Consider the following 20702-nt stretch of genomic DNA (forward strand, 5'->3'; position numbering starts at 1 on the left):
GTCCTTCCTCTCGTCAAACTGCTTTCCGGCGTCCGTCAGGCCGGCGGTGCCGCGCTTGCCTTTTCCACTACAGGACTCCGCCGCTTGCGTTCACGGTAGAAGGTGTAGAGGCCGGAGCCGATGACGATGGCAGCACCCGTGAGCATATAGGCATTGGGATGCTCTCCGAACAGGAAGATGCCGATCACCAGTGCCCAGAGCAGGCCGGTATAACGGAAGGGCGCAACGAAGGAGATTTCGCCGGCGCGCATGGCCTTGATGACCGCCTGATATCCGGCGAAGACGAGGACGGAGGCAAGCGCCAGATAACCGAGCGTGGGGGTGCTGACCGGCTGCCAACCGCCCATCGGCGCGATCAGGATCACGCCGACGACGGTGTTGGCAAACGACGTGAAGAGTGTGACGGAGAGTGTCGGAATATCGTCGGTGATACGCCTTGTCGTGAGATCGCGGCTTGCCGTGAAGAAGCAGGCGGCGACGGCGAGCAGGGCAGCCGGCGTGAAGCCTTCTGGACCGGGCCGAATGATCAGGAGGACACCGAGGAAACCGACGGAGATCGCCGTCCAGCGCCGCCAGCCGACCGGCTCGCCCAGGAAAAGGGCCGCCCCCAAGGTCACGGCAAGCGGCAGCGACTGCATGATTGAGGATGCGGCGGCGAATTCGATATGGGCCAGCGCCGAGAGGAAGGTGAGGGTGGCACCAATCTCGAAAAAGGTGCGCAGCAGCACCAGCGGATGCATGACCATCTTGAGAGACAGGGTGACGCCGAGGTAACGCGCGACACAGTAGATGAGCGCAGTCGCCATGACACCGCGTACCGCCATGATCTGGGCGACGCCGAGTTCGGACGTGATCGATTTGACTATGGCATCGTTACAGGTGAAAGCCGCCATGGCGAGCGCCATGAAGAGCGCTCCCCGCGAGTTTTCCGACGATGCCATTCCCGATTCCCTCCGGTATCGAGCGCTTCTCTTAAAGCAACGGCTTACCTGTCGCCAGCCCGATCATGCACCGGGCGGTACTCTTTTGAGTAGAGTTGGAGGGGGATCTAATATGCAATGGGATGTGGCAAAGCGATTTGTAAGGGTGCCGAATTAACCCTTGTTCAACTGAATTTGTCGACTGTAGGCGAAATCATTCCCGCATGAGGCTGGAATCATGCCGTTACCGTTTCGCGAATGCCGCTGGCGCGAAACCGGCGCCAGGTTGCCGTGGGGGAAAAATGTCTTTCATCGATCGTCTTCTTCAGAGCCGAAGGATTGTCACCAAGGTCCTTCTTTTTGTGGTACCGCTGGTCCTGCTGATCGCCGGCATCGGGCTTGCCGGTTATTACACCGCGAGCATGCTGAACGGACACATGACCGTGACGCGCGCGACAATCGACAATATCGGCGATTTCGAAAACCTCCAGGCGGTGCTTCAGGATTTCACAAGCAAGCCTGACGACGCATCCCTGGCTGCCGTGCAGGCTGGCATCGACAGGCAGGCGAGCGGCGTGGACGTGCTGGAAGGCCTGCTTGTCACCGATGGCGATCGCGAGCGTGTCGCCGTCGTGTCCGGCCTCGCGCCGAAGCTGCGTGCCGATACGGAGGCTCTCTGGGCCATCAAGCAGAAACGCGATCAGAATGCGGCGGCGCTGGATTACAACGTCGAAGATATCCGCACCATCGCGACCGGGGTTGCCGATCAGGTTGCCAACGTCCGCAAGCAGTTCGAAGGCAAGGAAAAGTTCGCCAAGGGCATGGTGCTCGAAGCCTATGCCTACAAGGCGATCGCCGAACAGATCGGCGAGCTTCGCAACAACGTTCGCGGGACCGGCACGGATGACGGCACGATCGGTACCGCCGACATGTATCTCGGCATCCTGGCCAAGACCTTCGAGGAAGTGCAGCCCATGCTGACGCCGAACGGCGTGAAGCAGCTGAAGCCGATCCGTGGCGCGATCGACGAAATGACCGCGCTTCTCAAGAGCGACCAGCCAGTGCCGCAGAAGGCGCAGGCGATCAGGCTCGCCGCAAGCGCATTCATGAAGTACCAGTCGGAGATGGAGGCCGAGGTTACGAACAAGGCCGGCAATGCGGCTTCGCGCTTCGCCAGCATCGAGGGAGAAGTTGCCAGCTTGCGCACGCTCCTCGATCGCAGCGCAGAATCGCTGCGCCTCATCGACGCCATGGAGCTCTACGTCGAGCGTCTGCGCACCACCCAGACCGAAGAGGCACGGCAGACCGTCCTGGATGTCATGGAGAAGCTGAGCCAGGCAAGCGCCGAGGTTTCCGAACTCGCCCGCAATCCCGCCATGCGCGAGTTTGCGCCCATGCTGCAGCCGCGGCTGAAGTCTATGGAGGACGAGACGGCCCAGCTTCTGGCGATCGCCGCCGAATGGAGCAAGGCCCGCGCCACGGCGACGGAAACCCTGACGGCCGGCATGGCGGGCCTCAAGAACTTCGTCGCACAGGCCCAGGAAGTCGGCAAGGAGGACAGCGAACGTTCAGCCCAGCTTTCTGTCGTCGCCATGGTGGTCGGCACGCTGCTTGCGATCGCCGGCGGCCTGATGCTGGTCGAAACGCTGCGTGGTCCGTTGCGCCGCGTCACCGAGGTGATGAAGCGACTTGCCGCCGGCGATCTCGACGTGAGGATCGAAGGCCGTGAACGTGGCGACGAAATCGGCGACATGGTCCGGTCGGTCACCGTCTTCCGCGATGCGGCGCTCGAGAATGTCCGCCTGGAGCAGGAAGCCGCCGCGGCGCGGGACCTCTCCAATGCCGAGGCAGAACGCCGCGCCGCAGAACGCGCCCGGATCGCCGCCGAACAGCGTCAGGCGCTGACTGCGCTGTCCGACGTGCTCGGCCAGCTCGCCGAGGGCGATCTGGAGCGCAGCATGGACGAGAACCTGCCGGACGATTTCGTCGAAATGGCCCGCACCTACAATCAGGCCGTTGAAGCGCTCCGTGCGACGCTTGCCGATGTCCGCTCGACCGCCGAGGAGATCGACGGCGGCACGGGCAATCTTGCTTCCTCCGCCGACGATCTGGCTCGCCGCACCGAACAGCAGGCGGCGGCGCTGGAGGAAAGCTCGCGGGCGCTGCGGCATCTGAGCGACATCGTCCGTTCGACTGCCGAAAGCGCCAGACAGACTTCGGTTTCGGTGAACGAGACGGAAGAGTTCGCCGTTCGCTCCGGCGAGGTCGTGGCCCGTGCGGTCGACGCCATGGGCGAGATCAGTCGCTCCTCCGACAAGATCGCGACAATCATCGGTGTGATCGACGAGATCGCCTTCCAGACCAACCTGCTCGCATTGAATGCCGGCGTCGAGGCGGCGCGTGCAGGCGATGCCGGCCGCGGCTTCGCGGTCGTGGCGCAGGAAGTGCGCGAACTGGCGCAGCGCTGTGCAGGTGCCGCGCGCGAGATCAAGGGTCTCATTTCGGCAAGCTCGGATCAGGTCAGCAACGGGGTGCATCTCGTCGAGGAAACGGGCACGGCGCTGACCGAGATCATCTCGCACATCACTGATGTCCGCAAACTGGTCGCCGAGATTTCCGCGGCGGCCGGGGAGCAGTCGACGGGTATCAACGAGGTGACCAAGGCTGTCCAGGAAGTGGAACTCATCACCCAGCGCAACGCCGCCATGGTCGAGGAGAACAATGCCGAGATCCACGGCCTGCGCCGCCGCGTGGAAATCCTGTCGGAGAAGATCGAGCGCTTCAAGACGCGCGATCCGAACGTCTCGTTCCACGCCGGAGCCTACGAGCGCCGGGCGGCCATGCGCCAAAGCGACGCCGCCTAGGCACTCCTGCCGATCAGGGCGGAGACCGTTTCGAGGAAACGCTGCCCGCTCGCCGAAAGCGCCGGTTTCAACCAGGACGCCGCCATGGGCAACGATGGCGGCGTCGGCGTGACCGGGCGGTAGCTGACGCCTGGCCGGGGCAGGCGGGAAAGCCCCGCGGTCACGAAACCGGTGCCGACGCCGGCGGCGACCAGCCCGGCGAGCGTCGTCATGGGTGTTACTTCCTGAACGATATGCGGGCTGATGCCTTCCGCCTGAAAGAGCGCGATGACGCGATCGTAGATGCTGGGGCCGATGCTGCGCGGTGCGATCAGCAGCGGTTCCTCCGCAAGATCGGCAATCCGGATCTCGGCCCGCGACGCGAGCGGGTGGCCGGAGGGCAGGGCGAGTACGAGGGGTTCATCGGGCAGGCTGCGGATCGCAAGGTCCGGATTGGCGAGCGGCGGATGCAGGACGGCTAGATCGATCGTTCCGGTCATCAGCGCCGTTTCAAGCGACGGCGAATTCATCTCGAAGAGCTCGACCTTCACCTGTGGATATTGGTGACGAAAAGCCCGCACCGCCTCAGGCAGAACACCGTAGAAGGCGATCACGGTGAAGCCCAGCCGCAGCCGGCCAACTTCGCCGCGCATGGCTCGAAGAGCCTGTTCCTTGGCCACCTTGGCATTCTCGATCGCCCGACGAGCCGGTTCGAGGAACGCCTGGCCGGCGGGCGTGAGAGCAACGCTGCGGCGATCACGGGCAAAAAGATCCGTGCCGACTTCGAATTCCAGCGCGCGGATACGCTGGCTGAGCGATGGCTGGGTGAGGTGCAGCCGCTCAGCCGCCCGGCGGAAGTGCAGTTCCTCGGCGACGGCGACGAAGCAGGCCATCGAGCGGATATCCATCATGTCTCCTGATGCGGATTGCCTATCACAGATCGTGATATTCCGATTGGAAAGCAATCAGAGTGATCCTTATCCTTTTCGAAGACAAGGGCTTTGCCCTCGCAGCGAAGGAAGGAATCTGGATCATGAAGATATCGCATCCTCTAGGCAGCACGGCTGTCGCGCTGGCTCTCGGGATAAGCGGCGCAGGCAGCGCGTCGGCGCAATCCGCCGACATCCTTGGCGCGATTTCAGCCGGTCGGGTTGTCGCAATATCCGATGGCGACTTTGTCGCCGGGACCTATGGCAGTTCGATCCTGGCTCCGAAGGAGGCCGGATACAGGGATATGCTGACCGTTCTTTCCATTGCCGATGGCCGCGTGTCGAAAAGCACGCTGCCGATCTCGAATTCGGTGACCGCAGCGCCGGAGGTCCTTGCACTGGCGCCGGATGGGCACACCGCTTTCGTGACGGAACGCCTCGGTGAAGGGCCGGAAGGGGGCACGACGGTCAGAGACCTGCCGCCCGGCAACCGCCTGTTCGCAGTCGATCTTTCCGACTTCGCCGATCTGAGACTTGTTGATACGATCGAAATCGGCACCCATCCCGAGGCGCTGGCAGTGAGCCCGGACGGACAATATATCGCCGTCGTGTCCAATACCGCCGAGGCAAGCCTGCTGCAGATCGTCGAGTTTACAGGCGGCAGGTTCGGCAAGATTAGCCGTACCGATCTCGCCGGCCTGGGGATCACCGGCTCGGCCGAAGCACCCCGCGGAGGGGTAACGGCAACGAACGTGCACTGGCACCCCTCGGGACGATTCCTTGCGGTGAACATCAACACGCAGGATCGCGTGGCTTTTTTTGAATTTTCAGACGGCGAATCAGGGCCTGCGCTGCAGCCCTGGGGCAATGTCGTCGACGTCGGCAGGGATCCCTTTGTCGGGCGCTTCACCCCGGACGGGCGGCACTATCTGACCTCGAACTGGGGTCGCGATTTTTCCGCAACGACCCTCGACGGACGCATCCCCACGACGCCCTCGACCATGAGTGTCATACGCTTTGCCGATCCGGACGCCGGCGAGGCCCGTCACGAGCATTTGATGGCCGTCGAAACCGGCAATTCGGCGGAGGGCATGGCCGTGAGCCCGGACGGTCGCTTCGTGGCCACCATCAACATGCGCGCAACCGCCTTTCCGCCGGGATCACCGCGCCATCAGCGTGAGGCGACAGTCTCGCTGCTGACGTTCGATGCGCAAACCGGCAGGCTGGAAAAGGCCGGTGACCATCCGTTCGAGGGCGTGCTTCCCGAAGGTGGGACTTTCGACCTCACGGGCGACCATCTGCTGGCGACGGTGTTCGAGGGGCATCCAGGCGCCGGGCCGGACGCCGGGGCGGGGCTGGAGATTTTCCGGGTATTGAAGGGGGAGGCTCCTTCGCTGGAAAGGATCGGGCGGGTCGCCTTGCCGCACGGAGTTCATCATGTCGTTCTTTCGCGATAAACGGCCGGCGCGATCGGCGGTCATGTTGACGGCTGTCACGGGGTTGTTCTCCGCGATGGCCGCGGTCTTCGCTGTTGCCGCAGACAATCACGGTGACGGCTTTACCCGCTATGCACGGGTCGATCGGCCGGATGGGAGCTATCGCAACATGCTGGTCGACAATGCCTCGCTTGCCGCACTGCGTGAAGACAAGCCCGCAGAGGAGATGATGATCCTGATGGAAAGCTTTTCGGGTGACGAACTGACAGCCATCTTCGTCAAGCGTCGCGAAGCGGGCCGCTGGACCTATGGTTCGATCAGGCCGGGCGAAGGTATGGAGGCATTCCGGCCGAACCCGCCATGTGCGACCTGTCATCGAGCCGCCGGCGCGGGCGACGGCATGTTCACCCGGCCGATGCTGGAGGGTTTCGTAAAGGCCGGGGACGTTCAGCGGACCTTCTGCGACCGGTCGGGCCGCTCGCCCTGCAGCCCGGATGTCTACGCGCGGACATCGCGTTCACGCGAAGCAGGAAACGGGTGGCCGAAGGTGCCCTGATCTGAAATTTGGATGCCGCATTGATGCAAACAGCAAAGCGGAGATCCCCATGAGAATCCTTGCAGGGAAGATTGCAATCGTCACCGGCGCGAGCGCCGGCATAGGCCGGGCCGCGGCAAGGCTTTTTGCCGATGAGGGCGCGCGCGTGGTCGTTACGGCCCGGCGGAGCGAACTGCTCGGCATGTTGGTCGAGGAAATCGAGGCAGGAGGCGGCAGCGCCGCGGCCGTCGCAGGTGACATCCGCGACGAGGATCTGCATCGGCGGTTGGTTGAAACAGCGATGGAGCGCTTCGGCGGGCTCGACATCGCCTTCAACAATGCGGGCGGCACGGTCGGTTACGGGCCGATGACGGAGACATCGACGGACGACTGGCGCGCCACGCTGGAGCTCAATCTCACGAGCGGTTTTCTCGCCGCGAAATACCAAGCGCCGGCGATGATGGCACGCGGCGGCGGCTCGATGATCTTTACATCCACATTCGTCGGTCACAGTGCCGGCATGCCGGGCATGGGCGCCTATGCGGCGGCGAAGGCCGGGCTTACGGGCCTGGTGCAGGTGTTGGCGGCGGAACTCGGACCCCATAACGTGCGGGTCAACGCGCTGCTGCCGGGCGGGGTGGATACGGATGCCAATCCGATCAATTTTCCCGGAGCGCTTCCGGAAACAGTCCACTTCATCAACGGCCTGCATGCGCTGAAACGCGTTGCCCAGCCGGAGGAGATCGCGAAAGCCGCCTTGTTTCTGGGGTCCGACATGGCAAGCTTCGTGACGGGGGCCTCGATGCTCGCGGACGGCGGCGTATCGATCTGCCGGACGTGAGGAAGAAAAACGCTGACCGTTTCTAACCGCCCGTGACGCTCATGTGGCGAGCGACGGCGGGCTTTCTGTGCTGGCGATCGATGATGAAATCGTGGCCCTTCGGCTTGCGCGAGATCGCTTCGTCGATCGCAGCATAAAGATATTCGTCGCTCTCGGAGGCGCGCAGCGCCGTGCGGAGATCGGCAGCGTCGTTCTGGCCGAGGCACATGTAGAGCGTACCCGTGCAGGTCAGCCGGACGCGGTTGCAGCTCTCGCAGAAATTATGGGTCATCGGGGTGATGAAGCCAAGCCGCCCGCCGGTTTCCTTCACCTCGACATAGCGGGCAGGGCCGCCGGTCTTGTAGGGGATATCGGCAAGGGTGAACTCACTTTCAAGATCGGCACGCAGCTCTGAAAGCGGCAGATAGTGGTCGGTGCGGTCTTCCTCGATCTCGCCCATCGGCATGGTTTCGATCACCGTCAGGTCCATGCCGCGGCCGTGCGCGAAGCGGATCATCTCAGGGATTTCGGCCGCATTGAGGTCCTTGAGCGCCACGGCATTGAGCTTGATCTTGAGGCCCGCCTTCTGTGCTGCGTCGATGCCTTCCATGACCTTGCTGAAATCGCCCCAGCGGGTAATCGCCTTGAATTTCGCCGGATCGAGCGTGTCGAGCGAGACGTTGATGCGGCGTACGCCGCAATCGTAGAGCTCATCGGCATAGCGGGCGAGCTGTGACCCGTTCGTGGTGACCGTCAGTTCGTCGAGCGCGCCGGAATGGACATGGCGGCCAAGCTCGCGCACGAGGAACATGATGTTCTTGCGCACCAGCGGTTCGCCGCCCGTAAGACGAATCTTGCGGACGCCCTTGGAAATGAAAGCGGAACAGAGTCGGTTCATCTCCTCCAGCGTGAGCAGATCCTTCTTCGGCAGGAAGGTCATGTTTTCCGCCATGCAGTACGTGCAGCGGAAATCGCAGCGGTCGGTCACCGAGACGCGCAGATAGCTGACAGTGCGGCCGAACGGATCGATCATCGGCGCCTTGCCGGCAACCAATGGCGTTGCACCTTCAACCTGCCCTGCGAAACCGTTCACGTGATGATCTCCCTTTGGCCGAACGTGGGGATTTTGAACCTTCTCGTCAAGTGTATGACAGTCTGCCCGGCAAGAACAGGGGCGAGCAGAAAACAGCTTGCAGCCGGCCGGTGAAGCTCATAATCCATGCGGCGGATGCACGACAAGGCGGAGGTTTCACCATGAGCGATATCTGGCCGACGGAACTCAGGGTCTCGAAGGACCGCCGCACGATGAATATCACCTTCAGCGACGGCGCGGCCTTTCCGCTGCCTGCCGAAACGATGCGGGTCCTGTCGCCTTCCGCCGAGGTCCAGGGCCACGGCCCGGGGCAGAAGGTGACGGTGCCGGGCAAGCGGAATGTCGGAATCCGGACCATCACGCCGACCGGCAATTACGCGGTGCGCATCGCCTTCGATGACGGGCATGACAGCGGCATCTTTACCTGGTCCTATCTGCGGGAGCTCGGAAAACGTGGCGCCGAGCTGTTTGCCGACTACGAGCGCGAGCTGGCCGCGAAAGGACTGAGCCGCGATCCGCCGCAACGGTCGCGCTGATCGTCAGGCCGACTCGGTTTCCTCGACGTTCTCCGCCTGCAGCGCGAGAATGATCTTCTCCATGGATTGGGCCATGGCATGACATTGCTCGATGGGGGTCGCCGAAAGCGTCCGCTCGATGAGCGCGGTCTGGATCGCCATCGCCTCCTCGGCGACATGGCGGCCCTCCGGCGTAAGGTAGAGACGCAGCACGCGCTTGTCATTCGCGTCGCCGCGCCGCTCGATCAGGCCGCGCTTTTCCATCTGCGGCAGCGTCATGCTCATGTTGGAGCGGCCGACGAGCAGTTTGCGCGCCAGTTCCTGCTGCGAGATCCCCTCGAAACGGTAGAGATTGACGAGGACATCGAGATGCGGCGGCTTGATGTCCAGGCTCGCGAGCTCGCGGGTCAGAACGCTCTGCATGAGCTGGCAGGCACGCGCTACCGCGATCCAGCTTCGAAAACGAGGGTGGTCCCAGGGGAGGGATTGATTTTTGTTCATTCCTGTACTTTATTGTTCAACATTGAACATTATGGGATTTCCTCACTATGCCAAACTTTGCACTGAAGGTCATCCGTCTCGGTTTCGCCACTTTGGGCCGGCCGTTCCCCAAAGCCTCGGCGAAGCTTGCCTTCGCGCTTTTCTGCCGTACGCCGTCGCGACGACCGAAAGGCGGCAAGGCGCAGGCGGCCGAGGCGGTGGGGCGAAAGCGGCTGGAGGCCGCCGAGAGGATGCCCTTTCCAGTCGGGAAATCAACCGTCATGGCTTATCGTTTCAATGGCTCCGGCAGAACCGGCCGGCCGCGCTATCTGGTGGTGCATGGCTGGGGATCGAACGCCGCCTATATCTCCGCCCTGCCGGCGGGACTTGCCGAAACGGGAGCTGAGGTCGTGGTGCTCGATCTTCCGGGTCATGGGCGTTCCAGCGGTCGCAGCCTGAACATGCGCCAGGCGGTGGATGCGGTCGTCGAGGCGGAGCGGCATTTCGGCAGGTTCGATGCGGCGATCGGCCATTCCTTCGGCGGCGCGGCCCTGATGCTTGCCGCCGGCGGCGTGATGAGGGGCGCGGGTGCGATCAACCCTTCCAAGCTGGTGGTCATAGGCTCTCCAAGCCATATCCATTGGCTGTTCGACGAGTTTTCGCGGATGATCGGGCTCACGCCGCGCGTCAAGAAACAGTTGATCGTGCGGGCGGAGCAGGTGGCCGGCGCCTCGCTTGAAGATTTCGATACGGTTGCCGCGGCGGCACGGGGCCGCACGCCTCTGCTGGTCGTGCATGCGGAGGAAGACAAGGAGGTCGCAGCCGACCACGCCCGCCGTTTTGACGGCCTTGCGACGGCGCGGCTTCATTGGGCGAATGGACTGGGCCATCGCCGTATCGTCAGCGATCGCGGCGTCATCGAAACGATAGCCTCGTTCCTTTCGGAAAATGGCAGGCCCGTGCATGAAGCCTCGGGTGGCGACGCGGCCGCTTGATCGGCAAAATCTGTCATCATACTGTCGCCTGCGCCGGTTAGGGCCGACGATGCAAAGGGGCGAAGCATGACCATCATCACATCCGTCGAGGAATTGAAGGCGATCTACGACGGCGTGTCGGAGGCTTCGCTCGTCAAGGTGACCAAGGTCCTGACGCCGGAATACCGCCGGATGATCGAGGCCTCGCCTTTCCTGGCGCTCGCGACCGTCGGGCCGGAGGGGCTCGATTGTTCACCGCGCGGTGACCTGGGTGGCGCGGTGCGTGTTCAGGACGAGGCGACGCTGCTTCTGCCCGACTGGCGCGGCAACAACCGCATCGATTCGCTTGTCAACATCGTCCGCGATCCGCGCGTGGCGTTGATGTTCCTGATCCCCGGCTCGAACACGGCGATGCGCATCAACGGCCATGCCGTGGTGTCGGTGGAGCCGACACTGCTCAACAGCTTCGAGATGGACGGTAGACATCCGCGCAGCGTCACGGTCATCACCGTCAACGAGGTCTATTTCCAGTGCGCCCGGGCACTGATGCGCGCCGAACTCTGGAATCCCGAACGTTTCGTCGATCCGAAGAGCCTGCCGACGCCCGGCACGCTTCTGAAAGCCGCCAAGGCCGATTTCGACAAGGAAACCTACGACCGTGAATGGCCGGCCCGCGCTGCCAAGACCATGTGGTGAGTTGGTTCGGATCGAGCCGGCGTTCCGGAAGATTTCAATTCTTGTAGATCAGCCAGCCCTTGCCGACATAATCCTTCTTCATGCCCTCCTCGAAGAAGATCGCGCGGTTACGGCCGGTATTCTTGGCATGATAGAGGGCGGTATCGGCATTGGCATAGAGCGCGCCCGGGTCATCGGCCTGCGAACCCATTGCAAAGCCGAGCGAAATGGTGATCGGGCCGTAGTCGACGCCGGAACGCGAATTGCGGAAGGTGCGGGTTTCAAGCGCCCGCCGGATCCGCTCGCAGATGATCATGACCTCATCCGGCGTGTTGCCCTCGACGATCATGGCGAATTCCTCGCCGCCGGAGCGGGCGACGAAGACATCCTTGCGGACGTTCGAGCGGATCACCGAGGCGACGGTGGCGAGAATCTTGTCACCGACCGGATGGCCGAAGCTGTCGTTGATCTTCTTGAAATTGTCGATATCGGCGAGCACCAGCGCGGTGAGCGGCAGGACAACGGGATGATTGTAGACCCCTGCAAGCCGCTCGTCGAAGGCCCGGCGATTGGCAATGCGCGTCAGCGAATCGGTGTTGGCGATACGCTTGTACTCATCAAGCTCCCGCCGGACCTGATCCATCTCCTGCGAACGCTGCACGACGCCTCCAGCGGTCATTTCACCATGGGAAATCGTCGTGCCCGTCGCTTCGCTGAGAAGCGAGATGGCGCTGCTCAGGAGATCGACCGAAAAATTGCTTTTGGAATTGATCCGCTGGGCGGTTTCGCCCAGCAGCTTGCTGTAGCTTTCCAGCGAACTTTGCTCCTGGCGCAGAAGCTTCAGAAGCGAGTCGAGCTCACCCGCAAGCCTGGCATGTGCATTCTCGATGACGACAGCCTGACCTGTTCCGAGATGGCGATGGGATAACTCGTCCAGTTCCTCCTGGGTTGCCCGGTTTCCGAGCGAGGCAAGTTCCCGGGTCAAGTCAGGATTGGAGCCGATATAGGCTTCGTAGAAGAGCTGGTAGTTGCGCGGGATCGGCGCGACGCCCATCGACCGCACAGCGTAGATGATCTGACCGATCAGATCGCTAGATTGCGCCTTCGGCGCCATTGCCGTCGTCATCGACGATCCCCACTCAATCCCGTCCATATATATACTTAGCGGAATTAGTATGTGAAAGATATTGGAAAAGAATTAAGGATAAACACCGAAGAGCTTGTTCTTAAAATCATTTTGCATTTCAGGAATACCTTATTTCCCCTAGAAACAAAGGGTTTTTACAGTACCAATTCGGGACAGTGGTTCGCGTCTGTAAATGCGATACATTGTCATAAAATATCGTTCTTGATCTATATTTGTAACAACAAGGCCCTGCCGTTTGAAGGGCAGGGCCTTGTTGTTCTTTTGCTGGCCTAAGCTGCCTATTTCGGGCCGATCATGTTCTCCGGGCGGACATACTGGTCGAATTCCTCGTTCGTGAGATATCCGCCGCCGACCGCTTCCTCGCGCAGCGTCGTGCCGTTCTTGTGGGCGGTCTTGGCGATCTTGGCGCAGATGTCATAGCCGAGCCTGGTGTTGAGCGCGGTAACCAGCATCAGCGAGTTCTCGACGCCGCGCTTGATATTGTCTTCGCGGGCCTCGATGCCGACCACGCAATTGTCGGTGAAGGAGACGGCGGCATCGCCGAGGAGCTGGACCGACTGCAGGAAGTTGTAGGCCATCATCGGATTGTAGACGTTGAGCTCGAAATGGCCCTGGCTGCCGGCGAAGGTGATCGCGGCCTGGTTGCCGAAGATATGGGCGCAGACCTGCGTCATGGCTTCCGACTGCGTCGGATTGACCTTGCCCGGCATGATCGACGAGCCCGGTTCGTTTTCCGGCAGAGCGAGTTCACCCAGGCCTGCACGCGGACCGGAGCCGAGGAAGCGGATGTCGTTGGCGATCTTGAAGAGGACGGCGGCAGCCGCATTGATCGCGCCGTGGGCGAAAACCATCGCATCGTGCGCGGCCAGCGCCTCGAACTTGTTCGGCGCCGTCACGAAGGGCAGGCCGGTGATCTTGGCGATCTCCTCCGCGACCTTCTCGGCAAAGCCGACCGGGGCATTGAGGCCCGTGCCGACCGCCGTGCCGCCCTGGGCAAGTTCGTAGAGGCCGGGAAGCGTGAGTTCGATGCGCTTGATCGCCGAGGCGACCTGCGCTGCGTAACCGGAGAATTCCTGGCCGAGGGTGAGCGGCGTGGCGTCCTGCGTATGGGTGCGGCCGATCTTGATGATATGAGCGAAGGCCTTGACCTTCACGTCGAGGGCTGCGTGGAGGTGCTTGAGAGACGGAACGAGATGGCGGACGATCTGCTCGGCACAGGCGATGTGCATGGCCGTCGGATAAGTATCGTTCGACGACTGGCTCATGTTGACGTGATCATTCGGATGCACCGGCTTCTTGGAGCCCATGACGCCACCGAGCATTTCGATCGCGCGGTTGGAGATCACTTCGTTGGCATTCATGTTCGATTGAGTGCCGGAACCGGTCTGCCAGACGACGAGCGGGAAATGGTCGTTGAGCTTGCCGTCGATGACTTCCTGTGCTGCCTCGACGATCACCTTGCCGAGGTCCGGGTCGAGACCGCCGAGTGCCATATTGGCATGGGCCGCGGCCTGCTTGACGATGCCGAGAGCACGGACGACCGCAAGCGGCTGCTTTTCCCAGCCGATTTTGAAATTGCCGAGCGAACGTTGCGCCTGAGCGCCCCAATAACGGTCGCTTGCCACTTCGATCGGGCCAAACGTATCGGTTTCGGTGCGGGTCGATGCCATCTTCGCTGCCTCTGTCTGTTCTTGCTCGCTGCCGGTCGCGATGATCAACAACGCGTTATCGCGTGAACGCCGGCCGGCGGCATTACTATACGATTGTTATGCGTCCGCAAGACGGCATGCCCCGCTTTCGGTGCGACTTTTGGCGTGCCTTTTATGACACGGACCAGAGAATTGTTTCACCGGTTCTGTGACGTTCTTCTCCGTCACCTGTCTGGCGTCAGTAAAAATTTAACGAATATTTTCTTAACCTTCTGCCTGCGCTTTGACGCTTTTTTCCGGCGGGTGCGAACCTGTCGGGACAGCTGAGCGTTTCTTTCCATCCCTTACGCGATCGGGTAGATGGCGTGATATATTTCGAGCCCGCGGATCATACGCGGAAGCAGGTGACGGGGACGACTTTGCAGCACAAACACAAGAAAACTTCGATCGCGCTGGCGCTCGTGTCGGGCATTTCGGTTTTTGCGGGAGCTGTAGCTCCTGCCCATGCCATAACGCTGCTCGATATCCTCCGCGGTGGCCCCGGCGCCAACAGGAACAGGCAGGCCGACAACGGGCTTCCGGGCGTTGCGACCGGGCGTTCCGGCATGCCGAGCGAACGGGCGCTCGCCGACCCCGAGCCGCTGCCGAAGGTCTCCGGCCCGCGTTACTACACCTATAAGCCGGATGCCGAGCGGGCGGTAAAGACCGCCGGTTTTGCCGCGGCTTCAGCGACCGACGGCACGCGGTTCCTGGCCGAGGCGAAGGTATCGGCCCCGGCCGAAATCGCCGCCGCTCTCGAAGCCTTCTACGGCAAGGATGCGAAGCCGATCTGGGTTTCCGACAGCGATGCCAATGAAAAGGCGAGGGGCGTGCTGGCGCTTTTCGAACGGGCCGGGGAATATGGTCTTGAGCCGGCCGACTATCTGTTGCCGGTTCCGGCTCTGACGACCGCCAGCGTTGAGGCGCCCGCAGATCCGGCTGTCGCGACGGATGCTTCCGTCACGGCTGCGTCAACTTCCCCCTCGGATACGCATGACCGGGCTCTGATGCAGTTCGAGCTCGCACTCTCCGAAAAGGTGCTGATATTCGCTCAGGACATGATCCTCGGCCGCATCGATCCGAACAGGGTGTCGGGCTACCACGATTTCAAGCGCAAGGACGTCAAGCTTTCGCTGGTTCTGCCCTTTGCCAAGAACGGGCCTGATGCCGCTGCCTATCTGGAAGGACTGACGCCGCAAAGTGCGCATTTCCAGACGCTGAAGGCAGAGCTCGCGAAGCTGCGCGCCGAAGCCGCCAGTGACGGAATGCAGGTGTCGCTACCGGACAATCTTCTGCTGAAGCCGGGCAGCAGCAACCCCGACATGGCCAATGTCATCGCAGCGATCGAGCACTTCGGTTCGGAAGAGCTGAGGACCACGCATGCGGCCACGTTCGCCGCATATCAGCAGACACCGGACTACACGCCGGACCTCGTCGAACTCGTGAAATCCTTCCAGTCCGAGGCCGGGCTTAAGCCGGACGGCGTGGTCGGTGCTGCCACGGTTCGCAAACTGGTCGGCCACACATCCGAGGACAAGATCGAGAAGGTTGTCGTCGCCATGGAGCAGGCCCGCTGGCTGCCCGACGATCTCGGCCAGCGTTACGTCTTCATCAACCAGCCGGCCTTCAGGGTCTACTATCATGACCATGGTGCCGAGCAGTTTTCCATGCGGGTGGTCGTCGGCTCCAAGTCGAACCAGACCTATTTCTTCCAGGATCAGATCGAGACGGTGGAGTTCAATCCCTACTGGGGTGTGCCGCAGTCGATCATCATCAACGAGATGCTGCCGCACCTGCGCCAGGACCCGAGCTATCTCGACCGGTTGGGTTACGAGGTATCGGTCAATGGTCGGGCCGTTTCGTCGAGCAGCGTCAATTGGTACGGCTCGACGCAGAACATTTCCGTGCGCCAGCCGCCATCGAGCGACAATGCGCTTGGCGACCTGAAGATCCTTTTCCCGAACTCCCATGCGATCTACATGCATGACACGCCGTCGAAAAGCTTCTTCCAGCGCGACATGCGTGCGCTGAGCCACGGTTGCGTGCGTCTTGCAGAGCCACGCAAGATGGCGGCCGCCGTAATGGGCACGACGGACGAGGACATCAACGCACGTATCGCCGCCGGCCAGAACGTGGCCGCCAAGGTGCCGGTCAGGATTCCGGTCTACGTCTCCTATTTCACGGCCTGGCCGAACAAGGACGGCAAGGTGGAATATTTCGACGACGTCTATGGCCGCGATGCTGCGGTGATGAAGGCTTTCGAGGCAACGACCAAGGCCCGGGCGGCCCATAGTTAAGTCTGGTTTTTCTGTTGGAGAAAGGGTGATCCGTCCGGTCTCAGCCGGAACGTGGAAATGGTTGCTGTCGCGAAATCAGCCGCATAACTCGGAGTTTTGCGAGCGGATTTCGCGAGAGCTATTTCCTTGTGAATTCAGGGATGCCGTTCCGTTCCTGAAATTTAGTCTAGGATTTCTGCGAATTGCCAGAAGGCCCGAGACTTAGTGGCTCGCCAATCTCGACGGCATGTCTGTCTGGATCGTAAAATCGAAACACCCGCTGTCCCCATGCCTGCCGCTCAATGGGGTGGATCAGTTCCACATGGGGCGCAATCTTTTCGAAGGCCGCCTCAATATCCTCATGTTCGAAATACAACAGCAGGTTTCCTCGTCCGTAGGGTTCTTCCGCAACAGACACTCTCCGCCAAATTGTTTGTTCGAGCGAACTTCCCTCGTGGATCGCAAAACCGGTCTCGAAAAGGACGAAGTTGCCAAAATCCTCCAATATTCTCAGGCCGAGCCTCTTCTGGTAAAATTCCTTGGAGCGATTGATGTCGCGGACAAAAGGGATGGGATTCACAAAGCGCATCGCATTCCCTCCTGAAATTTGATCTCCGTTTTTATTTCGCAGCTGCGGCTATGGGCATGCTGCGGGACATCAGCTTTTCCACCAGGTCTGTCGTCAGTTCATCGTAGCCGCCGATGACATGATCGGGGCCAAGTGTTTCGACCGCGACGTCGGAATAGCCGAATGTCACGGCGACCGAGGGGATGCGAGCATTGTGGGCCGCGAGAATGTCGTTGACGCTGTCGCCGATCATCACGCTCCGCGAGGCGTCTCCGCCGGCCTTTTCGATCGTGCCCAGGATGTGGCGGGCGTCTGGCTTGCGGACGGAGAAGGTGTCCCCGCAGGTCATGGTCACAAACCGATCGGCAAGGCCGAGTTTCTCAATGAGCGGAAAGGCGAGCTGGCCGGCCTTGTTGGTGCAGACGGCAAGCCGCATGCCGGCTGACGACAGCCGGTCGAGGCATTCGACGACACCGGTGTAGGGGCGGCTCTTGCCCGGCATATGCCCCTCGTAATGCTCGATGAACCGGTCGAACAACCGGTCGGCTGTCCGCTCATCCAGCGGCGTTTTCTTCAGTTCGAAGGCGCGGCGGATCATCACACGCACACCCTGGCCCACGAGATGGGTCAGATCATCGAATGTGACGGGAGCAAGATCGGCTGCCGCGATCGTATGGTTGAGGCTGTCGATGAGGTCCGGTGCGGTATCAATCAACGTACCATCGAGATCGAAAATGACGAGGGGAGCGGTCAATGAAACCTCGCTGGGCTCTTCGGGATATCTTCCGGCTTAAGGAATGTAGCCGCGAAATGCAAATATGCGAGATTCGCGCCCCTGGCAAAACCCGGCTTAAAACACAGGCTGGGGGACTTTCGTTTGCGGGAGGAGGCGTGTAAACAGCGGTTCGGCGAAACAGCGGGAGCTTTTGGCGGATGGACGCCCGGGAAATGAAGGTCGAGGCGGCTAAGGCTGCACTGGCATATGTCGAGGACGGCATGCGGCTCGGCATCGGCACCGGTTCGACGGCTGAGGAATTCGTCAGGCTCCTGGCTGAAAAGGTTCATGGGGGCCTAAAGGTCGAGGGGGTCCCGACATCCGAGCGGACGGCCAGACTTTGCCTCGAACTCGGTGTCCCGCTGAAATCGCTCGACGAACTTCCCGAACTCGACCTGACGGTCGACGGCGCCGACGAAGTCGATGCCGATCTGACCCTCATCAAGGGCGGTGGCGGCGCTCTCTTGCGCGAGAAGATCGTCGCGGCCGCTTCGAGCCGCATGATCGTGATCGCCGACGAAAGCAAGCTTGTTGGCGTACTCGGTGCCTTCCCATTGCCGATCGAGGTCAATCCTTTCGGCGAGGCGGCGACCCGCATTGCGATCGAGAGGGCTGCGGCAAAGCTGGGCTTGAGCGGCGAATTGAAGCTGCGCAAATCCGGCGGCGATATCTTCATGACGGACGGCGGCCACCATATTTTCGACGCATCTTTTGGCCGCATTCCTGATGCAGAGGCTCTCTCTGCGGAACTCAATTCCATTCCCGGTGTCGTGGAACACGGGCTGTTCATCCATATGGCGTCCCTTGCGATCATCGCCGGCAAGGCGGGAGCGCGGACGCTTCAGGCGAAGACGTAACTTAGGAGCAATCTACTCATGATCAGATTCGCGGTTCTCGGCCGTGCCGCCGCCCTGGCGATTCTCGTCTCCGGCGCCCTCACTGTATCGGCTCGCGCGCAGGAGGTGTCGGAAGCCCAGCTTGCTGCCGCACGGGAAGCGATCGCTTCGCTGAACGTCACGGACCGTTACGATAATATTCTGCCCAATCTCGCGGAACGCCTGAAGGCACAGTTCATCCAGGCCTCTCCGAATTTCCAGGAGCAGATCTCGAATGTGGTCGACGAGCAGGCACTCGCGCTCGCCGCGCGCCGTGCCGATCTCGAGAAGGAGGCTGCGACCATCTATGCCAAGAGTTTTTCGACCGACGAACTGAAGGCGATCTCGACCTTCTTCAACACCGACACGGGCAAGAAGCTGCTCAATACCCAGCCGCTCGTGACCCGCGAACTGGTCAAGGCCGCCGAAATCTGGGCGAACGGCATTTCCCGCGACCTCACCAACCAGAGCACCGCAAAACTGCGCGGCATCATCGACGCGGCTCAGATTCCGGCGCCCGTCGTCGATCCCGCGCCGGCGGACGTCCAGGCTGCAACGCCGGCACCCGTGCCGGCCAAGCCTGCTGCTCCTGCAGCCAAGCCGGCGCCGACCCCCGCGCCGAAACCCTGATCGCGATACAGACCGATAATTTTGTGAAAGCCCGGAGCGATCCGGGCTTTTCCTTTGCCGGCTCGAGACACTATATGAGGGCCACATCCCGCCGCCTGCCTGAAGGAGAATTTTGATGGCCGCCTATGACTATGATCTCTTCGTGATTGGTGGCGGATCCGGCGGGGTGAGGGCGGGCCGTGTCGCCGCCTCTCTCGGCAAGCGGGTGGCGATCGCCGAGGAATACCGTTTCGGCGGAACTTGCGTGATCCGCGGCTGTGTGCCGAAGAAACTGTTCGTCTATGCATCCCAATACGCCGAGCATTTCGAAGATGCCGCAGGTTATGGCTGGCAGGTCGGTGAAAGTACGTTCGACTGGAAGAAGCTGATCGCCGCCAAGGACAAGGAGATCACCCGCCTCGAAGGCCTCTACCGGAAAGGTCTGGAGAACAACGGCGCCGAAATCCTCGAAACCCGTGCCGAACTGGTCGACGCCCATACGATCCGGCTCACGAAAACCGGCAAGACCGTGACGGCGGAGAAGATCGTCATCGCGACCGGCGGCGCTCCTAACCCTCACGTGGCCCTGCCGGGTCACGAACTCTGCATCTCCTCCAACGAAGCTTTCCACCTGCCGGAACTGCCGCGTTCGATCCTGATCGCAGGCGGCGGCTATATCGCGGTCGAATTCGCCAACATCTTCCACGGCCTTGGCGTCGATACGACGCTGATCTACCGCGGCAAGGAAATTCTCTCGCGCTTCGACCACGACATGCGCCAGGGCCTCCACAAGGCGATGGTGGAGAAGGGCATCCGCATCATCTTGACCGACGTGATCGAGGACGTGACCAGAGCGCCGGCTGGCGGACTGGTCGCCAAGACGATGTGCGGTGAGACCATTGCCGTCGATACGGTGATGCTGGCGCTTGGCCGTGACCCGAACACAGACGGTTTGGGCCTTGAAGCAGCAGGCGTCGAAGTGAACGAACGTGGCGCCATCGTCGTCGACAAATATTCCCGCACCAGCGTGCCGCATATCTATGCGCTCGGCGATGTCACCGATCGGGTGCAGCTGACGCCGGTGGCGATCCATGAGGCGATGTGCTTCATCGAAACCGTCTATAAGGACAATCCGACGGCCCCGGATCATGAACTGATCCCGACCGCGGTCTTCTCGCAGCCGGAGATCGGCACGGTGGGCCTCTCGGAGGAAGAGGCGGCCAAACGCTATCCGGAACTCGAAATCTACCGCGCCGAATTCCGGCCGATGAAGGCGACGCTGTCGGGCCGCGCGGAAAAGATGATCATGAAGCTGGTCGTTGATGCGGCAAGCCGCAAGGTGGTGGGCGCTCACGTGCTCGGCCACGATGCGGGCGAGATGGCGCAGCTTCTCGGCATCTCGCTGAAGGCGGGCGTCACCAAGGACGATTTCGACCGCACCATGGCTGTCCATCCGACGGCGGCGGAAGAATTCGTCACCATGTATAACCCGAGCTATTGCGTCCGGAACGGTGAGCGGATCTGACGCGCTCGCGCCGGATTGC

At 61.6% G+C, this 20702-nt stretch carries 19 protein-coding genes; 11 read left to right on the forward strand and 8 right to left on the reverse strand.

The window, feature by feature from the left end:
- Window positions 1–35 precede the first annotated feature (35 nt).
- The gene (locus ABK249_RS24265; RefSeq protein WP_348864261.1) at window positions 36–941 is read right to left on the reverse strand and encodes a DMT family transporter; all 906 of its coding nucleotides are present in this window, start codon (window positions 939–941) and stop codon (window positions 36–38) included.
- A 281-nt stretch (window positions 942–1222) separates the two neighbouring features.
- Here ABK249_RS24265 and ABK249_RS24270 point away from each other — a divergent pair, with 281 nt between their 5' ends.
- The gene (locus ABK249_RS24270) at window positions 1223–3784 is read left to right on the forward strand and encodes a methyl-accepting chemotaxis protein (RefSeq protein ID WP_348864262.1); all 2562 of its coding nucleotides are present in this window, start codon (window positions 1223–1225) and stop codon (window positions 3782–3784) included.
- On the opposite strand, the gene ABK249_RS24275 is transcribed toward ABK249_RS24270, so the two are convergent.
- The gene (locus tag ABK249_RS24275; RefSeq protein ID WP_280107509.1) at window positions 3781–4674 is read right to left on the reverse strand and encodes a LysR family transcriptional regulator; all 894 of its coding nucleotides are present in this window, start codon (window positions 4672–4674) and stop codon (window positions 3781–3783) included. The genes ABK249_RS24270 and ABK249_RS24275 overlap by 4 nt on opposite strands.
- A 59-nt stretch (window positions 4675–4733) precedes the next feature.
- Between ABK249_RS24275 and ABK249_RS24280 the strand changes: the two genes are divergently transcribed.
- Genes ABK249_RS24280 through ABK249_RS24290 form a run of 3 tightly spaced genes read left to right on the forward strand, consistent with a single transcriptional unit; the run spans window position 4734 to window position 7504 of the window.
- On the forward strand, window positions 4734–6149 hold the full coding sequence (locus ABK249_RS24280) for a lactonase family protein (protein ID WP_348864264.1): 1416 nt from the start codon (window positions 4734–4736) through the stop codon (window positions 6147–6149).
- The gene (locus ABK249_RS24285) at window positions 6130–6684 is read left to right on the forward strand and encodes a hypothetical protein (protein ID WP_348864265.1); all 555 of its coding nucleotides are present in this window, start codon (window positions 6130–6132) and stop codon (window positions 6682–6684) included. Before ABK249_RS24280 ends, ABK249_RS24285 begins: the two co-directional genes overlap by 20 nt.
- Before the next feature lie 49 nt (window positions 6685–6733).
- Window positions 6734–7504, forward strand: a complete 771-nt coding sequence (locus tag ABK249_RS24290; RefSeq protein WP_348864267.1) for an SDR family oxidoreductase — start codon at window positions 6734–6736, stop codon at window positions 7502–7504.
- Between the two features lie 22 nt (window positions 7505–7526).
- Here ABK249_RS24290 and moaA read toward each other — a convergent pair whose 3' ends face one another.
- Window positions 7527–8516, reverse strand: coding sequence for a GTP 3',8-cyclase MoaA (gene moaA / locus ABK249_RS24295; protein WP_348864307.1), 990 nt, complete (start codon window positions 8514–8516; stop codon window positions 7527–7529).
- Window positions 8517–8737: 221 nt separating this feature from the next.
- Here moaA and ABK249_RS24300 point away from each other — a divergent pair, with 221 nt between their 5' ends.
- Window positions 8738–9112, forward strand: a complete 375-nt coding sequence (locus tag ABK249_RS24300) for a gamma-butyrobetaine hydroxylase family protein (protein WP_348864268.1) — start codon at window positions 8738–8740, stop codon at window positions 9110–9112.
- 3 nt (window positions 9113–9115) lie between these two features.
- On the opposite strand, the gene ABK249_RS24305 is transcribed toward ABK249_RS24300, so the two are convergent.
- Window positions 9116–9592 carry a MarR family winged helix-turn-helix transcriptional regulator gene (locus tag ABK249_RS24305; protein WP_037155267.1) on the reverse strand — a complete coding sequence of 159 codons (477 nt, stop codon included), beginning with the start codon at window positions 9590–9592 and terminating at the stop codon, window positions 9116–9118.
- A gap of 47 nt (window positions 9593–9639) precedes the next feature.
- On the opposite strand from ABK249_RS24305, the gene ABK249_RS24310 reads away from it, so the two are divergent.
- Together ABK249_RS24310 and ABK249_RS24315 are read left to right on the forward strand one after the other, a co-directional pair.
- Window positions 9640–10566, forward strand: coding sequence for an alpha/beta hydrolase (locus ABK249_RS24310; RefSeq protein WP_037155271.1), 927 nt, complete (start codon window positions 9640–9642; stop codon window positions 10564–10566).
- Window positions 10567–10632: 66 nt separating this feature from the next.
- Window positions 10633–11241 carry a pyridoxamine 5'-phosphate oxidase family protein gene (locus ABK249_RS24315; RefSeq protein WP_037155274.1) on the forward strand — a complete coding sequence of 203 codons (609 nt, stop codon included), beginning with the start codon at window positions 10633–10635 and terminating at the stop codon, window positions 11239–11241.
- 34 nt (window positions 11242–11275) lie between these two features.
- Here the strand turns inward: ABK249_RS24315 and ABK249_RS24320 are convergent, their stop codons facing one another.
- Both ABK249_RS24320 and fumC read right to left on the reverse strand, forming a co-directional pair.
- Window positions 11276–12346 (reverse strand): GGDEF domain-containing protein, encoded by a 1071-nt coding sequence (locus tag ABK249_RS24320; RefSeq protein WP_037155277.1) that lies wholly within the window; start codon window positions 12344–12346, stop codon window positions 11276–11278.
- Between the two features lie 299 nt (window positions 12347–12645).
- Window positions 12646–14037, reverse strand: coding sequence for a class II fumarate hydratase (gene fumC / locus ABK249_RS24325; RefSeq protein ID WP_348864269.1), 1392 nt, complete (start codon window positions 14035–14037; stop codon window positions 12646–12648).
- Between the two features lie 398 nt (window positions 14038–14435).
- Between fumC and ABK249_RS24330 the strand changes: the two genes are divergently transcribed.
- On the forward strand, window positions 14436–16352 hold the full coding sequence (locus ABK249_RS24330; RefSeq protein ID WP_348864270.1) for a L,D-transpeptidase family protein: 1917 nt from the start codon (window positions 14436–14438) through the stop codon (window positions 16350–16352).
- 166 nt (window positions 16353–16518) lie between these two features.
- Here the strand turns inward: ABK249_RS24330 and ABK249_RS24335 are convergent, their stop codons facing one another.
- A complete protein-coding gene (locus ABK249_RS24335) occupies window positions 16519–16920 on the reverse strand; it encodes a VOC family protein (protein ID WP_037155284.1) in 402 nt (133 codons plus the stop codon).
- A 31-nt stretch (window positions 16921–16951) separates the two neighbouring features.
- Window positions 16952–17653 (reverse strand): HAD family hydrolase, encoded by a 702-nt coding sequence (locus tag ABK249_RS24340; protein WP_348864271.1) that lies wholly within the window; start codon window positions 17651–17653, stop codon window positions 16952–16954.
- Between the two features lie 179 nt (window positions 17654–17832).
- Between ABK249_RS24340 and rpiA the strand changes: the two genes are divergently transcribed.
- The 3 genes from rpiA (at window position 17833) to gor (ending at window position 20683) form a co-directional block, all read left to right on the forward strand.
- Window positions 17833–18531 carry a ribose-5-phosphate isomerase RpiA gene (gene rpiA, locus ABK249_RS24345; RefSeq protein WP_037155289.1) on the forward strand — a complete coding sequence of 233 codons (699 nt, stop codon included), beginning with the start codon at window positions 17833–17835 and terminating at the stop codon, window positions 18529–18531.
- An 18-nt stretch (window positions 18532–18549) separates the two neighbouring features.
- Window positions 18550–19179: a DUF2059 domain-containing protein gene (locus tag ABK249_RS24350; RefSeq protein WP_348864272.1), complete on the forward strand. Its 630-nt coding sequence runs from the start codon at window positions 18550–18552 to the stop codon at window positions 19177–19179.
- Window positions 19180–19294: 115 nt separating this feature from the next.
- Complete coding sequence (gene gor / locus ABK249_RS24355; RefSeq protein WP_348864273.1) at window positions 19295–20683, forward strand: glutathione-disulfide reductase; 1389 nt, start codon at window positions 19295–19297, stop codon at window positions 20681–20683.
- Window positions 20684–20702 lie beyond the last annotated feature (19 nt).

This window comes from Neorhizobium phenanthreniclasticum (genome assembly GCF_040066075.1).
Classification (GTDB): Bacteria; Pseudomonadota; Alphaproteobacteria; order Rhizobiales; family Rhizobiaceae; genus Neorhizobium; species Neorhizobium petrolearium.